This is a genomic window from Aureimonas sp. N4, from assembly GCF_001463925.1.
Classification (GTDB): domain Bacteria; phylum Pseudomonadota; class Alphaproteobacteria; order Rhizobiales; family Rhizobiaceae; genus Aureimonas; species Aureimonas ureilytica_A.
In genome coordinates this window covers 64,975-80,161 of sequence record NZ_BBWS01000041.1, presented here as the reverse complement: position 1 = coordinate 80,161, position 15,187 = coordinate 64,975, and the positions used below count along the sequence as shown (strand labels likewise).

Annotated in this window: 14 protein-coding genes; 6 read left to right on the top strand and 8 right to left on the bottom strand. The window is 64.5% G+C overall.

The window, feature by feature from the left end:
• The first annotated feature begins 19 nt into the window (after nt 1-19).
• The 5 genes from AUL28_RS23530 to AUL28_RS12320 all read left to right on the top strand — a co-directional run bounded on the left by AUL28_RS23530 (nt 20) and on the right by AUL28_RS12320 (nt 7,489).
• Complete coding sequence (locus AUL28_RS23530) at nt 20-1,249, top strand: GGDEF domain-containing protein (RefSeq protein WP_082640428.1); 1,230 nt, start codon at nt 20-22, stop codon at nt 1,247-1,249.
• A gap of 170 nt (nt 1,250-1,419) precedes the next feature.
• A complete protein-coding gene (locus tag AUL28_RS12340) occupies nt 1,420-4,125 on the top strand; it encodes a PAS domain-containing sensor histidine kinase (protein WP_062232948.1) in 2,706 nt (901 codons plus the stop codon).
• On the top strand, nt 4,122-4,508 hold the full coding sequence (locus AUL28_RS12335; protein WP_062232945.1) for a response regulator: 387 nt from the start codon (nt 4,122-4,124) through the stop codon (nt 4,506-4,508). Before AUL28_RS12340 ends, AUL28_RS12335 begins: the two co-directional genes overlap by 4 nt.
• A gap of 894 nt (nt 4,509-5,402) precedes the next feature.
• Nucleotides 5,403-5,768, top strand: coding sequence for a hypothetical protein (locus AUL28_RS12325; RefSeq protein ID WP_374701417.1), 366 nt, complete (start codon nt 5,403-5,405; stop codon nt 5,766-5,768).
• A gap of 89 nt (nt 5,769-5,857) precedes the next feature.
• Nucleotides 5,858-7,489 (top strand): hypothetical protein, encoded by a 1,632-nt coding sequence (locus AUL28_RS12320; RefSeq protein WP_062232936.1) that lies wholly within the window; start codon nt 5,858-5,860, stop codon nt 7,487-7,489.
• Between the two features lie 580 nt (nt 7,490-8,069).
• On the opposite strand, the gene AUL28_RS23690 is transcribed toward AUL28_RS12320, so the two are convergent.
• From AUL28_RS23690 to AUL28_RS12280, 8 genes are all read right to left on the bottom strand, one after another.
• Complete coding sequence (locus AUL28_RS23690; protein ID WP_374701416.1) at nt 8,070-8,255, bottom strand: transposase; 186 nt, start codon at nt 8,253-8,255, stop codon at nt 8,070-8,072.
• A 315-nt stretch (nt 8,256-8,570) separates the two neighbouring features.
• Complete coding sequence (locus tag AUL28_RS12310; protein ID WP_062232934.1) at nt 8,571-9,149, bottom strand: TerD family protein; 579 nt, start codon at nt 9,147-9,149, stop codon at nt 8,571-8,573.
• A 79-nt stretch (nt 9,150-9,228) separates the two neighbouring features.
• On the bottom strand, nt 9,229-9,807 hold the full coding sequence (locus AUL28_RS12305; protein WP_062232930.1) for a TerD family protein: 579 nt from the start codon (nt 9,805-9,807) through the stop codon (nt 9,229-9,231).
• A gap of 48 nt (nt 9,808-9,855) precedes the next feature.
• The gene (locus AUL28_RS12300; RefSeq protein ID WP_082640427.1) at nt 9,856-10,308 is read right to left on the bottom strand and encodes a tellurite resistance TerB family protein; all 453 of its coding nucleotides are present in this window, start codon (nt 10,306-10,308) and stop codon (nt 9,856-9,858) included.
• A gap of 47 nt (nt 10,309-10,355) precedes the next feature.
• On the bottom strand, nt 10,356-11,513 hold the full coding sequence (locus AUL28_RS12295; RefSeq protein ID WP_062232928.1) for a TerD family protein: 1,158 nt from the start codon (nt 11,511-11,513) through the stop codon (nt 10,356-10,358).
• Nucleotides 11,514-11,610: 97 nt separating this feature from the next.
• Complete coding sequence (locus tag AUL28_RS12290; RefSeq protein WP_062232925.1) at nt 11,611-12,180, bottom strand: TerD family protein; 570 nt, start codon at nt 12,178-12,180, stop codon at nt 11,611-11,613.
• Between the two features lie 468 nt (nt 12,181-12,648).
• A complete protein-coding gene (locus AUL28_RS12285; RefSeq protein WP_062232922.1) occupies nt 12,649-13,335 on the bottom strand; it encodes an MBL fold metallo-hydrolase in 687 nt (228 codons plus the stop codon).
• Nucleotides 13,336-13,357: 22 nt separating this feature from the next.
• Nucleotides 13,358-13,648, bottom strand: coding sequence for a putative quinol monooxygenase (locus AUL28_RS12280; RefSeq protein ID WP_058602590.1), 291 nt, complete (start codon nt 13,646-13,648; stop codon nt 13,358-13,360).
• 250 nt (nt 13,649-13,898) lie between these two features.
• Between AUL28_RS12280 and AUL28_RS12275 the strand changes: the two genes are divergently transcribed.
• Nucleotides 13,899-15,047 (top strand): GGDEF domain-containing protein, encoded by a 1,149-nt coding sequence (locus AUL28_RS12275; RefSeq protein WP_062232919.1) that lies wholly within the window; start codon nt 13,899-13,901, stop codon nt 15,045-15,047.
• The last annotated feature ends 140 nt before the right edge of the window (nt 15,048-15,187 follow it).

The window sequence follows — 15,187 nt, the reverse complement described above, 5'->3', positions numbered from 1 at the left end:
CTGCGAAAGACCCTGGCCCATGCAACCTCAGACGATCGTGTCCGGGGCATTCAGCCCCTGTCGGCGGTGTGGCAACGAGGTGGTGGTGCTTAAGATCGGACGATGGGACGAGCCCGAGGACGTGTACCGGGAACTGGTGGATGGTCTTGCGGGCAATGTCGTGCCCATGGTGATCTTGTGCGTCTTGCTGGTCGGGACCGGCACCTACGGCTTCTGGACCCATCCCAGCGCCTTCGTCCTGGTCGCGATGGCCGGCGGAGTTGCGGCCGCGCTCGTCAAGATCGCGATGGTCCTGGACCACCAGCGTCACCGCCTCGCCTATCGCCATGCGTCTCTCGACAAGGTTCGTCGGCATGAAACGCTCCACGGCGTTTCCACGATTGCGGTCAGTCTGGCCGTCAGCCTGTTTTCGGTCGCGATCTATTCTCTGCCCGATCCGGTGCTTCACCTCGCCCCCGTGTGCCTGTGGTTCGGCTACAGCGCGAGCCTGATCGCCCGTGTGTCGATCCGCCCCCACATTGCCGGCGCCGCGATCCTGAGCTTGGGCCTTCCCAGCACGCTCGCCATCGCCTCTCTGGGTACGCCTTCGCATCTGATGGTCGCGGTTGTTTTTGCCGTTTTCACCGCCGCCGGCATTCAAAGCGTGGGCTATGTCTATCAAACGGCGCGCGATGGCGTCGCCCTGCGGCTTCAACTGGCCGCGCTGGCCCGGCGCGATCCGCTGACCGGCCTTCTGAACCGACTCGGGCTGCGCGACGCTCTGGCCGCGCTGCCGCAGGGAGGGTGCCTTGCGGTCGCCATTCACACCCTCGACCTCGACGGCTTCAAGGCCGTCAACGACGCATTCGGGCATCAGGCGGGCGATCGGCTCCTGGCGATCCTCGCCGCGCGCGTCCAGTCGAGCGTTTCGGAAGCCACGATCGTCGCGCGCACCGGCGGCGACGAGTTCGTACTGGCGCAGATCGGCGTGAACGACGAGGAGGCGGTGGGGCGTCTGGCCGAGCGCATCCATCGCCAGCTGACGCGCCCTTGCGACATCGGGGTCGCTCGGCCGGTCACGGTCGGGCTTAGCCTCGGCTATGCGACCGGACTGCTGTCGCAGGTGAGCCTCGACGATCCGATGCATCAGGCGGACGCGCGGTCCTACGCCGTCAAGCGCGGCGGTGGTGGCGTGCTTGGTCCCGGCGAGCGCGTCCATCGCCAGCCCGCCGCGACGCCCTCCCTCGCGCGGCGGGCTGTTGCGCGGTGACGCGAGCTGCGCGTGCCCGGCAGCTCGTCTGATGGTCTCGGCTAAGCAGCTGGCCATTGCCTAGGAGCGCACGCGGGTGCCTAAGCTTGTGTGGCCCGCGATGGGGCAGCGAGAGAGGCGCCGTGGACACGTCATCGGCTCAGGGGATTTGGCCCGCCGGGGAAAGCGAGATGGCCCGGCGCGTGCGGGCTCACGACTGGGAGGAGACGCCGCTCGGATCGATCGAGACCTGGCCGCAGAGCCTTCGGACGGCGCTCGACATGGTGCTCGCCATGCCTCGCCCCGCGACGCTCCTCTGGGGCCCCGAGCATGTCCAGATCTACAACGACGCCTATGTCGCCATTGTTCGAACCCGGCATCCCGTCCTGCTGGGGCGCCCGGCGAGGGAGGGCTGGTCGGACGTCTATGACACGGCGTTGGCCCCCTTGCTGAAGATCACCCAGGCCGGGCAGGCGACGCGGCTCACCGACTTTCCCGTTCGACTCGAAGAATCGGACGGGCAGGTTGAAGAGCGCCTGTTCGACACCGACTGGTCGCCGGTTCCGGACGAATCCGGCCGGATCGTCGGCGCGCTTCAAACGCTGATCGAGACGACGGATCGGTTTCACGTGCAGACCGCTCTGCGCGAGAGCGAAGCACGGCACCGCCTCTTGATCGGGAGCTGGGCGCAGGCGGTCTGGGAAACCGACGCCGCGGGTGTGGTCGTGGCCGACAGTCCGAGCTGGCGCGCCTATACGGGCCAGAGCCTCGACGAATGGCTCGGCTATGGTTGGCTCGACGCGATCCATCCCCACGACCGCGCCTATGCCGAGCGACAATGGCGGGCGGCGATGGATGCGCGGGGGCTGGTGGATGCCGAATTCCGCCTGCGGTCCCCCGATGGCGGCTGGCGCTGGACCAATGTCCGCGCGGCCCCCGTGCTCGACGTGAAAGGGCGCATCGCGAAATGGGCTGGCATGAACATCGACATCGACGCACGCAAGCGAGCCGATGCGGTCCTGCGAGCGGGCGAGGGGCGGCACCGCGCAGACCTGGAACAGCGCATCCAGGAGGCGACAGCCGAATTGAAGGCCGGTCGCGATCTCCTTCAGGGCACTCTGGATGCCTCGACCGACATGATCCAGGTCTTCGAGGCGATGCGTGACGAGGCGGGCGAGATCGTCGATTTTCGCTGGGTGCTCAACAATCATACGTCCGAGAGCCGCTACGGGGAAGTGCGCGGCGAAAGCCTGCTGACGCGCAATCCCGGCGTCGTGGTTGAAGGAATTTTCGACGCCTTCAAACGCGTGACGCAAACGGGCCGCCCCGAGCAGGCCGAGCGCCATTATGTCCACGAGCAGTTCGACGGATGGTTCTACCAGTCGGTCGTGAAGCTGGGCGACGGCGTCGCCACGACGACGAAGGAGATCAGCGACTGGAAGAGGGCGCAGGCCGAGTTGCTGCGCCTGAAGGAGGAGGCGGCGGCGACCCGGCTGCAAGCCAGCGAGGAGCGCTTCCGCTCCTTCGCCGAAAACTCGACCGACGCGCTCTGGATCGTCGATGCGCGGACGCGCCGGCTCGTCTATCTCAGCCCGGCCTTCGAACGCATCTGGGGCGAGCGCCGAGAGATGGTTCTCGACGATCTCTCGCGCTGGGTCGCATCGATCCATCCCGAGGATCGGAAGCGGGCTCTCGCCGCGCTGCCGGGCGCGCTCGCCGGCGACCATATCCAGATCGTCTATCGCATCCGGCGCTTCGACGACGGGCGCATCCGCTGGATTCAGGACAGGGGCTTTCCGATCCGCAGCCCCGCCGGCGAGATCAACCATGTCGGCGGCATCAGCCAGGACGTGACCGAGCACCGGGCAATGGCCGAGCAGCTGCGCCAGAACCAATGGCGGCTCTGGACGGTGATCGAGGGTATCCCCCAGCTCGTCTGGCGGTCTCTCGATTCCGGCCAGTGGACATGGGCGAGCCCGCAATGGTGCGACGTCACGGGCCAGACCCTTGCGCAAAGCCAAGGTTACGGCTGGCTGGATGCGCTGCATCCCGAGGATCGCAGCCGAGCCCTGGCCGGCTGGGAGCGGGCCGATGGCTCCTCGCATCTCGACATGGAAACGCGTCTCTTCCATGCCGGGGAGGGGCGGTATCGCTGGTTTCTGACGCGCGCTCTTCCGGTGCGGGACGAAGCGGGGCAGATCGTGGAATGGCTCGGCACCTCCACTGACATCGACGACATGCGCCAGCTTCGGGAGCGCCAACAGGTTCTCATGGCCGAACTCCAGCACCGGACGCGCAACCTCATCGGCGTGGTCCGCGCGATCGCGGACCGCACGGCCGGCGGCTCGAACGGCCTGCCGGATTTTCTCGCCCGGTTCCGTTCTCGGCTTGCGGCGCTGGCCCGCATCAACAGTCTCCTGTCCCGGCTCGACAGCGGCGAGCGGGTGACGTTCGATATCCTGCTTCGCACGGAACTCGAGGCGCGCGGATTCGCCGAAGACGGCCTGTCCGACCATATCCTGCTGGCTGGACCCGAGGGCGTTTGCCTGCGCTCCGCAAGCGTGCAGACCTTCGCCCTCGCCATCCACGAACTGACCACCAACGCCGTCAAATACGGCGCGCTGTCGGGTGGAGCGGGCCGGCTCAATGTGACCTGGCGCGTTCATCGCAGCCAGGCCGCGCCGGATCGTCTCCATGTCGAATGGAGCGAAACAGGCGTGGCGGATATGCCGGAGGACGGCGCTGAGGCGCAGGGCAGCGGCTATGGGCGCACGCTGATCGAGAAGGCGCTGCCCTACCAGCTGGGTGCCATCACGACCTACGAGCTTCGACCGGACGGCGTGCGCTGCACGATCGACCTGCCGCTTCACGCGGGCAATGGAAGGGACAGACGATGAGCCAGCTGTCGCGCGGCAAGCCCGCGCCATTCATCGACATGGCGGGCAAGACGGTTCTGATCGTGGACGACGAGTTCCTCGTGGCCGACGATATGGCCCGTTATTTCGAGAGTTCGGGGGCCACCGTGCTCGGCCCCGTACCCACGCTCGCCGCCGCGTCGAGCATCGTCGCCAGGGAAGGGCCTCTCGACGGGGCCATCCTGGATATCAACCTTTTCGGCGAGCAGGTCTTTCTCTTGATCGACGCACTGCGCCAGCGCGGTGTGTGCTGCGTCCTGTCGACGGGCTACGACCACGCGATCGTCCCACCTGCCTACCGGACCCTTCCTTTCTGCCAGAAGCCGGTGGAGAGCGTCGACATCGCCCGCGTCTTGTTCGGATAAGACAGGTCCGTTTGGGAGGGCGATGCGAGCTCCTGCGCTGCCTCGAACGCCCTGCGGGTCTTTGCTGCCGCCTGATACGGGAAGCCCTCGACGAGGCAGGAATCAAGAATGCCGAACCGATGGCTCATCTGGCTGTGGACGCTGCCGCGATCATGGAAGTCATGGCGCGGAGAAACGCGGAGGCGGAACACATCGAAAGTCTTCTCACGTCCGGAAAGGTCGTGTCGATCATCCAAGGGCGGACGAAAAGGACCCGCGTTCCGACCGCATGTCGAGCGATCCGGGTCGCCCCCGAGAATCAGATTGGGTTCGCCTCGCCGGAGGGTCCGCCATGCATGTCGTGAAGGAAGGGGCAAACAGTCCTGAAGTAACCCTCGGCTACCAACCGTCCTTTTTGAAGCGCAACGCGGTTAGGAAAGGATGAAGCCCCGAGCACGAGATCGTTTATCGCCCGACAATATCGAGCGACTTGCAGCAAGGATGCTGGCGTCGCTGGGTGACGCTTTGCAAAATCCAAGCAGCGGCAAGGCCTTGTGGAGGTTGGGCAAGACAATACGATAAGATGTCATTCGATTTCGGCGCGAGCTTTCACCGGGAAAACTCCGAAATGCCTGCTTCGATAAGGCGTGAAGGCGGCGAGATCATAGAAACGTTTCTCGAACCGAGCCCGTTAAACGAAATTATTCCGGTCGGGCGACTTGACGTGCCAAAGCCGGGTTGGCGATACAGATGTCCAGTTCGCGACATCTCCCGCTCGGCGATCGGCGAGGGAGCGTCCATGTCTTCCTGCATGGGCGGCATCGGTTCCCTAGACCCTGACGGCTTGCGCCCCGGCGAGCCGGGCAGGCGATTGGCTGGATCGTGGAGCACATGTGAAAGCATAAGGACATGCGTTTGCGGGTTTTGTTGGCGTTGTTCATTCTCGTGCCGATCGCGCAGGTCTTCGCTCAGGACCGCGATCCGTTCTATTTGGAGGGGCGGACCGATCTTCGCCTCGTTGCCTATCGCAGCCAGCATGGGACGCTGCCGGACGACAGCGATCGCTCCCTCAGGGCCAGCATGGACGGGGGCTTCGGGCAAACCCGAGACACGCCGGAAGGCGATCTGCGTGAGCGCGAAGGCCCCGCGTATTTGCAAGGCGAGGACCAGTCGATCCAAGGCATGGTGAAGGCCAACGAGGTCGATGTCGCTGAGGTCGACGGTGTGCCCATGCTTCACGTGTCGCTCGGCAAGATGATCGTCTATCGGCCGGCCCAATGATGGTTTCGCCGCCTGCCGCACAGCCGCCCATCCCGGTCAAGACCCCAAGCTTTCCAACCCGCAGCCTTCTCAGAGACATAGGATTTCCGATGGTTCGCCGTCTTCTCACGACGACTGCCCTGGTCGCCGGCCTCGCCCTGCCCGCCTATGCCGAGGGCCTTGTCCCCGAGCCGGCACCCGCCGGCACCGCGCAGGAGGCGGCGGCGCTTCGCACGGCGCTGGCCGCCTATGTCACGGACGTTCCCTTCAAGAAAGGTATCCTGCGCGTCGAGCCCGATCCGATGGGCCAACGCGTGACTCTGGACGCTGCGCCCTTCCTCAAGGCCGATCTGGGCATCGATGTGAAGGTCGCGCCCATCTCCTTCCTCGTCAGCCCGCGCGCGGACGGCGACTGGAATGTCTTCACCGGCGACCCGATCGATGTGAAGTTCGACACCACCATCGCCGACACGCTCCAGAGCTTCGCCTACTCGCAGGGCGAGCAGAAGTTCAAGGGTGTCTTTGCGCCGAGCCTCTTCGCCTATCGCACGGCCGAGGGTTTTGCGCGCGACACCGTCAGCCTCCAGAACGAAGCGCTGAGCGACTCCAGCACGACGGTCGCGAACACCAAGCTGACGACGAGCGCGCGGCCGGGGCAGGCGGGCGGGGTCGATATCGATTTCCGACAGACGTTCACCGACTATGCTCAGACGGTCAGCTTTAAGGCGCCCCCGCCGGCGGAGGGTGAAGACGGGAGCGAGCCTGCCGAGACAGAGGCTCTGGCCAACTCGCTCCTGATCAACATCGGCGTCAAGGCCAGCGAATTGGAAACCATCGCCTCGGTCAAGGACGGGCGCAATGTCGAGGCGCGCGATCTCTACGTCCTCGTGCTCCGAAACATGCCGGCCTTCGCGGTGGATCAAAAGGCGACGCTCGCAGGTCCCTTCGGGAAGGAACTGCGCGCGGCGTTGCTGAAGCTCATGCCGTTCTGGTCCTCGCTCGATGTCACCGTGAGCACACGCGACGCCGGATTCCAGTCCTCGTTCGGAGCCCTGCGGGTCGGCGAGGCGCGGCAGGTGACGCATATGACGGGCATTGCCGAGAATGCCGGGCTCGACACGGACTTTGCCCTCAAAGGCCTGTCAATCGACGGCCCGTTCCTGCCGCCCTGGGCCGCCCGCTTCGTGCCCAAGGAGGCCGCGCTCGGCCTGTCCGTCTCCGGCGTCGATCTGAAGACGCCAGCCGACCTCGCCATTCGAAATGCCGACTTCGCCGCCGACGAGCCCCTGTCGGAGGACGTGAAGGCCCGGATCATCCAGTCGTTCGACCCAGCGCGCATCAAGATCGCTCTGAAGCCGAGCACGTTGAGCGCCACCGATTTCAACCTGCATCTGTCGGGCGAGATGAATTTCGTGGACATGAACCCGGCCGCCACGCTGAACGTGCGCGCGGAAGGTCTCGAGAACACGATCAGCAGCCTGCAACGCGCCGCCGAGCAGGAGCCCGATCTGCATCAGGTCGTCGGCATGATCCAGATGGCGCAGGGGCTGGGCCGCAAGACCACGGATGGGGACTGGGAGTGGGTGGTGGACGCTGCCGCCGACGGTTCGGTCTCGGTCAACGGCGCGGTGGTGAAGGGGCCCGATCCGGTGGTCGATCCCGAAGCGGACGAGGCTGATCCCGAGGCCGAGCCGAACGAGGGCGCAAGCGACGGCGCTCCGTCGAGCGACGGCGCGCAGTAAACGATAAGAGACCGTTTCGGCCGTTTCCGGCGCAGCGCCGACGAGAGATGTTCGGTTCGCGTCGAGGCGTCAAATGCAGTGAAAGCGGGGTCGGCGTCGCCAACGACAGTGCGGATGAAAAGCACTGTCGATCCGGCCCGGCCCTTCTTCTCCCGATCCTGATGCTTGGGGATCGCTTGGGATCGTCCGGCCTTTCCGGCGGCTATCGGCAAGGTCTTCCGCGCGGGATAGATCACCGGCTGCGTAACGCCGAACTGCGCCAGCAGAGAACGGTGGACGGCGATCCGACCTGCTTCGGTCGTGGTTTCTCAGACCCAACTCGAAACCCCATGAAGCCTGGCGAGATCTTGCAAGCCCCTTGGCGGAGAAACGATGGACGGCGACGAGGATCCAGGCCTCGGCGCTTGCGATGGTCTTCTCTAAGCCCCTAGCCAGCCTGCCGCAGCGGCCGGGCCAAGCTTCGCTCCACAGCCCATCGACGCGGCAGAACCTCGTAGCCCATGGCTCGATCGGAGCGCTTGATCATCCGGATCGTCCGCCGATCTATCTTGCGCAGCCGCCCCTTCAACGCGTCGCTGGCCTATGCGCCATCGGCGTCGATAGGGCATAGCTCAAGAGAGCGATCGCGGATCGAGACGAGGACAGGGCGATCCTGGACGTCGGCACCGTACACGACAAGCCCGACCGTCAGACCGAGCGTATCGGTGACGATGTGGCGCTTGCGGCCCTCGATCCTCTTCCCGGGATCGAAGCCCCCGATTTCCACTGCGTTCGGTGGTCGTCAGGCCTTGGCTGCCGATGACGATTGCCGGCCGGCACGTCGCTCGGCCTTCCGGTTCCCGTGCTGCGCTGGTGAAATGGCCGCTGATCCTGCGCAGCCGGCCAGGGTTCCGCCAGTGGCGGAAAGCGCGCTGGACCGCCATATCGGGCACAAACTCGCGGGGCAGCGGCGACCATGCGCAGCCGCTCGAGGCGAGACACAGGGTGGCTCAGCCCCCTCGCGACGGTCCGTTGTCCGGGGGCGACCGATCGGCCTTGGACCGGGAAGGAACGGCGCGGGCGGCGGCCCGCGCCAGCCGTTTCAGCCGACATTGATCCCGTATTCGGTCGCGGCCTTGGCGAGGCCACCGACATAGCCTTGGCCCACGGCCTTGAACTTCCAGTCCGGACCGTTGCGATAAAGCTCGCCGAAGATCATCGCAGTTTCGGTCGAGGCGTCCTCGTCCAGATCGTAGATCGCCAGTTCCTTGCCGTCGGCCGCATTCAAGACGCGAATATAGGCGTCGCCGACCTGGCCGAAATTCTGCTTGCGCGTTTCGGCGTCGTGAATGGTCACGACGAAGGCGACCTTGACGGCGGCCGGGTCCAGCTTGGCGAGATCGATCTGGACGCGCTCGTCGTCGCCCTCACCTTCCCCCGTGCGGTTGTCGCCGGAATGGACCACCGCGCCATCGGGCGACTTGGCGTTGTTGTAGAAGACGAAATGGGAGTCGGACAGCGCCTTGCCATTGTCTCCGAGGATGAAGACCGAGGCGTCGAGGTCGAAGGCCGCACCGTCCGTGACCTTGGGCTTCCAGCCGAGGCCGACCGTGACGGCCGTCAGGCCCGGGGCCTCCTTCGACAGGGAGACGTTGCCCCCCTTGCTGAGTGAAACTGCCATGCGAAATTCCTTGTTGCTGGAGGCCGGGCCCTCGGGAGGAACGCCGGCGCAGTCGGAGGCCGAAGAGTGTCAGCTGCGATCAGTTCGCATTGAGCCCATATTGGGCCGCCATCGCCTTCAGGCCACCGGCATAGCCTTCGCCGACGGCGCGGAATTTCCATTCGCCATTGTGGCGGTAGACCTCACCGAAGATCATCGCGGTCTGCGTCGAGTAGTCCTCGTTCAGATCGTAGCGCGTGATCTCGCGGCCGGTCGCGGCATCCACGATGCGGATGAAGGAGCCGCCGACCTGGCCGAAATTCTGCGAACGCGCCTGCGCCTCATGGATCGTCACCGTGAAGGCGATGCGCGCGGCCTCGTTAGGCAGGGCCTTTAGATCGACCGTCAGAACCTCGTCGTCGCCATCCCCTTGGCCGGTCTTGTTGTCGCCGGTGTGGATAACGGCCCCGTCGGGCGACTTGAGGTTGTTGTAGAAGACGAAATGGCTCTCCGACAAAGCGCGTCCGTCAGCATTGAGCACGAAGGCCGAGGAGTCGAGATCGAAGTCGCGCCCGTCGGTGCGCTTGGGGTCCCAACCGAGCCCGACCGCGATCTTCACGAGAGACGGCACTTCCTTGGACAGCGAGATATTGCCGCCCTTGCCGAGACTGATCGACATGCTTCCTCCTTCTTGGATTCCGTTGTTCAGCGGGGGCCTGCCCCGCAGTCAGACGTCGAACTGCGCGGGATCGAGGTCCAGGAGGTGGCAGATTTCGCGCACCACCTTTTTTTCGTCCGCGTCGAACGTGCCGTCCGAACCGCCGATGATGCAGACGAGACGAACGAGCACGTTGGCGGCCGCCGCGTCGTCCTTGATCAGCGCGATGCGCCGCACGGCCTCGATGCGGCCGAACTCGTAATCGACCTCGAACGTATCGGCGATCGAGGAGAACGAGGTGAGCACCGCCTTGGTCTCGAACACGTTCATCTCGGGCGAAACGCGCATGAAATTCAGCATCTTGCGCTTCTCCTCACCGGAGATCGTGCCGTCCGCCGAGGCGAGCCAGGCGCAGCCGCCCGTCAGCGCGTCGAGCATCTTCTGGTTCTGAAAGCGCTTCAGCGTGTCGCCGGCCTGTTTGCGAAGCTCTTCGCCGCGTTCGCGCAGCCATCCCAATGCCATCTGTTTCCCCTTGGGTCTCGTCGTTCACTCGCAGAGCGAGTGGTGTTCTATTTGGAGCCGGCTGTCCAGCGCATCCCCCAGCCATAGGCCCGGTCCATTTCCGACGCTCCTTCGAAATATCGAACCTCGCGGCTGACGCGGATGTCCCCGCCGACATTCTCCAGAAGGCCGATCGCGCAGAGGCCGAGGCCGCTGCCCTCGTCCAGCCGCACCTCGACCGGTGGCTGGTTGGCCACGCCGATCGTTACGACGCCGTCGGTCGCGGCCCAATTGGGGACGCCGTCATAGATAAAGGCGTAGACGAGAACCCGGCGAATACGAGACCATTGCGCGCCGGCCACATGCAGCCATTCGCCCTCGGCCGCGTCGCCTGAGCGATCATCGCCGGCCAGCTTGATGAAAGGCGGCCGGTCGAGGCTGCCGAACCGCTTTCCCAACGCCTGAACCGCGCCCTTGCTGCCGTCGGTCAATTCGTAGAGGCAGGCGAGATCGAGATCGATCGCGCCATTGGCGCGGGCGGAGGCGCCGAACAGGCCCCGCTTGGTCGCCGCGCCCCGGTTCCAGTTCAAATTGACCGCGATCGTGCCGAACGACCCCGAGCCCTTCTTGAGATCGATCGTCGGGCGCGCCTTGCTGAGCGAGACCTTGGAGAGGCTGATGGGCGGAGGGGGAGGTGGAGCCGGGGGTGCGGCCGGAGCATCCTCGGCAATGTCTACGCCATAAAGTTGTGACAACGGCTTCAGCCCGCCGGCAAAGCCCTGGCCCACCGCGCGCAGTTTCCAGGCTCCGTTGCGGCGGTAAAGTTCGATCAGCGTGATGGCGGAAATATCGCTTCGCTCCGGCACGGGGGCAAAGCGATAGGCGGCGATTTCGACCTCGATCGGCAGCGCGTCGGACAATGTGCCGTTCGGCGCGGCGGTCTTGTCCACCGCCGCGCAGACGGCGATCCGCTCGATGGCCTCCGGCACTCGGGACAGATCCAAGGACAGGACCGCCCGACGCGTGTCCGAAACCTGCAAACGGACCGAACGGGAGGGGTTTGCGGTCTGGCCGTAGAAGACCATGTCCTCGTCGCCGCGCACCTTGCCCGAGCCATCCAGGAGATAGGCCGAGACATCGACGACGCTTCGCCCGCCGAAGCTCACGACCATCTCGGCATCCTGTTGCGTCAGGGGCGCATTCTGGCCGGGGAGAAGGATCGTCATGATGTCACTCGTAAAAGGAGAAGACGCGCGGCCAAAAGGACGCTCAGGGCGGATCGATGATCGAAAACGCCCCTCCGTCGGGCGGAGAAAGAGCCGCTCAGTCGCGAAGCTGCGCTGCCGCGACCGGCAGCAGAGCGTCGAAGGTCCGCCCAGTGCCGGCCGCGCCGACCGCGCGGAAGGACCAGGAGGCACCGATCTTCTTCATCACGGCCATCAGCACGCCTTGATGCGCGCCCTGTTCGGACAGGGCGAAGTTGCACAATTCCTGACCGCCGCCCGCTTCGTCCAGGAGACGGCATCGGCAATTGGCGACTTTTTCGAAAGTCTCGCCGGTGAAGGAATTCACCGTGAAGGCCAGTCCGTCCACTTCGGTCGGAAGGCGCGCGAGGTCCACGGTGATGGACTCGTCGTCCCCCTCGCCGTCGCCCGTTCGATTGTCGCCGGAATGGGTCACCGATCCGTCGCGTGACGCCAACTGCTTGAACCAGACCGTATCGACCGGCCTGTCGCCCGAAAAGAGGATGCAGGACGCATCCATGTCCACAGCCTTGCCCCGCGAGAACCAGCCGCCCTTGGCCGGGTCCCAACCCAGCCCCATGCGCACCCGCGTCAGACCGCCGGGTTTGTCGAGCGACAGACGCTCGCCCTTCTTCAAAGAAATGCTCATGACACCCCAGATCATTTTCGCAGAGATCTTGTATATCGTCACCCATGCAATTCATAGGGACGATCCATCACATTTAAATGTTCGTCTGTAAGATAAAAAATTCTATATCGATGGTAATTATACTCTAGCGATATGAATTAGAATTGTATTCGTAAGGCGATAATATTATTCCAATGCGATAAACGCATCGCATTATCGGGATTGCGTAGAGTCTACCCAATTGGTGACGCGCTTATACATTATGTCGTCAGGTCAGCTCCATGACCACTTGGCGGAGCTGTAACGATGCCCGATGCGTTTGATGAAGCGGACTGTGGAATCGCGTTCAACCCTCACGTTCGAAGATACAACTGAGGCGAGCTTAGCAAAAATCGGCCCCGCCGCAATACCTGAGGTTCGATCCGGGGGCTCGTCGAAAAGCCGCCCCTCGCTGGGCAAGGGACGGCTTCCGCATGAGGGCAGGGCGCTTCAGCGCGATTGGTCGAGAACGAAGATCGTCGGCTGGTCCGGGTTCAACATGTCTTTCGTGAGTTCCATGCTGGTGGTGCCGACGCGGCGCACACGCTCGGGCGCGAAGCGCTCGGTGAACCGCTCCACGGGCTCGATGGCGAGCACCCCTTTGCCGCTGTGATAGTGCATCGGAATGATCGCGCCCGGCCGGATGCGCGCGATGGCGGCGTCGAGATCGTCGAGGGCGATGGTCGCGTGCTCTCCGGTCAGCGCCAGAAGAAGATCGACCTGGCCGGCGAGCGCGTCCAGATGCTCGGGCGCGACGGGATTGCCGATGTCGCCCATATGCAGAACGCGGATACCGCCCAGTTCGAAGAGATAGAGCGCGTTGGCGTCCGGGTCGCGGCCGAAGGCCGACTGGTAGTCGAAGGTCAGGCTCTCATAGGCCGGGAAGGGGCGGACGGGCACGCCCTTCACGACCGTCCCCTCGGGCGGGAGTTCCAGTGTATTGACGACCGTGGGATCGCCGCCGACATGGCTTGGGTCGGAATGGAAATCGTCCGTCGCCGAACTCATGAGCACGATGTCGGCCGGTTCTGCGATCGGATCGAAGCCGCTGCGGGCCGGGGTATAGGGATCGGTGACGACGGCGAGCCCGTCCGCTTCCAGCCGGAAGCTCGCATGGGCGTAAAAGGTGATCTTCAACGAGGTCTCCTCCCTTCGCCGCTCAACCGACCTTCTCGCCCTCGAAGAGTTCCCAGCTTTCGGCGAGATCCCCCTGCTTGGCGCCGAAGCCCGTGATGTGGGGCGTCTTCATATGGTCGTTCCAGAGTTCGCGGCTTTCCCAGTTCTCGTAGAAATAGAAGAGGCCGGGGTCCTGATGCGAGCGATGCATGTCGTACTGGATGCAACCTTTCTCGGCGCGCGTGGGGGCGAGAAGGGCGCTCAGTTCACGCTCCAGATCGGCTTCGTGGCCCGGCTTGGCCTTCAGGCGGGCGATGATGGTCAGAACGCTCATAGCAGACACTCCCGTTGCATGTCGTCGGTCAACGACCCGGCGAAGATAAGCCGCCCGCGCCGGGGCGCAACGGCTGGCGGGCAATTGATGGCCCGCCAAGCATCGGGGCGGTGAGCCCGACGGCGTGCGATCCCGTCGCGTGTCGATGGGCAGCTACCGAAAATGCCGGCCAAACCAATTGCGTGCAACAGGTTCTTTAACTGACCTTCCGTAACCTATGGCTCTCTGCCTCCCCCTCGTGCGGACGACGATGCCAGATACCTCGCTTTACCGCGCGCCGCGCAATCCGATCCTGCGATGGCTCGCCGAAATTGGCGGCGGCCTACCGGACGAAACGCAGCGTCGCCTGCGCTCCATGTTCTTCACGTCGAAGGTTCCGCTCGTCATCGGCGCGGTCAACACCATCGTCGTGGCCCTGGTGATCTACGCGCACAATCTGCAGCCGATATTCCTGGGGATCGCGGTCTGCGATATCGCGCTTCTTCTGTTTCGGGTCGCGTCCCTTAAACGTGTCGACGCACCGGCCGGGCCGCTCTTCGCCGGAGGGCTTCTCTGGGCCTGCCTGCAGGGACTGACGATCTTCCTCGTCGTGAGTTCTGGCGATCTTACTTTGTCACTGCTGGTGCTCGCGAGCGGGCTGGCCGCCATCGGGGGCATTGTCGGGCGCAACTTTCCCGCCCCGCGCTACGCCATCGTCCAGACGCTTCTGATCGACGGCAGCTATAAGATCGCATTCAGCCTCCAGCATCCACAATTCATACCTCTGATTGCGGCGCAGACCGTGATCTTCATTGTTATGAATCTTGGGATCATCCGTCAGCATCGTGAAACCGCGATCGGCGCGATCAGGGCGGAGTTCGAAAACCGCGAGAAAGCCTTCACCGATCCCGTCACCGGGCTGGCGAGCCGCTGGCGGTTGGAGGATTGCTTTGCCCGGATGCGCCCTCCCACTCGAGGACGCGCGCTTCTCTATCTGGATCTTGACGGTTTCAAGCAGGTGAACGATCGGCTGGGCCATGCAGCCGGCGATCATCTCCTTCGGGAGGTGGGACAGCGCCTCAGCGAGTTCGCAACGCCGGGCTCCGTCATCTGCCGTCTCGGCGGTGACGAATTCCTCATTCTTCTGAAGCAATCCGACGAAACCGAACTGCGTCATCTCTGCGCGCGCGTTCTGGCGCGCATCGCTACCCCTTACGAGGTCGCGCCTGGCAGCTTGGCGCGGGTAGGCGTGAGCATCGGCACCGTCATCGATCGAACGGGCGATCAAACGCTGATCGGCCTGATGCTCAAAGCGGACCGCGCGCTCTACGAGGTCAAGGCCGGTGGCAAAGGCGCCTTTCGGATTCATGAGGAGCCACCTCACGAGGCCCCGGCTCTTCGCTGCGCTGCGGGCCAATAGACCACGGGACGGGCAGGCTCATCGCGAAGCGGCGCTTCGGAGGCAAGGCGCCGTGAGCCACCGAGCCTTCGCTGCAACAGCACGGCATGGGGGCGGGACCGGCGAAAATCGCCGCTCCCTTGCCTCAGTGGTTGAAACGG

What these genes read in the sequence shown, in the direction of transcription:
- AUL28_RS12305 (WP_062232930.1), bottom strand. Translation starts at nt 9,807, where the DNA reads ATGTCGATCAGTCTCGGCAAGGGCGGCAATATCTCGCTGTCCAAGGAA.
- AUL28_RS12280 (WP_058602590.1), bottom strand. Translation starts at nt 13,648, where the DNA reads ATGAGCGTTCTGACCATCATCGCCCGCCTGAAGGCCAAGCCGGGCCAC.
- AUL28_RS12310 (WP_062232934.1), bottom strand. Translation starts at nt 9,149, where the DNA reads ATGGCAGTTTCACTCAGCAAGGGGGGCAACGTCTCCCTGTCGAAGGAG.
- AUL28_RS23530 (WP_082640428.1), top strand. Translation starts at nt 20, where the DNA reads ATGCAACCTCAGACGATCGTGTCCGGGGCATTCAGCCCCTGTCGGCGG.
- AUL28_RS12295 (WP_062232928.1), bottom strand. Translation starts at nt 11,513, where the DNA reads ATGACGATCCTTCTCCCCGGCCAGAATGCGCCCCTGACGCAACAGGAT.
- AUL28_RS12340 (WP_062232948.1), top strand. Translation starts at nt 1,420, where the DNA reads ATGGCCCGGCGCGTGCGGGCTCACGACTGGGAGGAGACGCCGCTCGGA.
- AUL28_RS12320 (WP_062232936.1), top strand. Translation starts at nt 5,858, where the DNA reads ATGGTTCGCCGTCTTCTCACGACGACTGCCCTGGTCGCCGGCCTCGCC.
- AUL28_RS12275 (WP_062232919.1), top strand. Translation starts at nt 13,899, where the DNA reads ATGCCAGATACCTCGCTTTACCGCGCGCCGCGCAATCCGATCCTGCGA.
- AUL28_RS12290 (WP_062232925.1), bottom strand. Translation starts at nt 12,180, where the DNA reads ATGAGCATTTCTTTGAAGAAGGGCGAGCGTCTGTCGCTCGACAAACCC.
- AUL28_RS12335 (WP_062232945.1), top strand. Translation starts at nt 4,122, where the DNA reads ATGAGCCAGCTGTCGCGCGGCAAGCCCGCGCCATTCATCGACATGGCG.
- AUL28_RS12300 (WP_082640427.1), bottom strand. Translation starts at nt 10,308, where the DNA reads ATGGCATTGGGATGGCTGCGCGAACGCGGCGAAGAGCTTCGCAAACAG.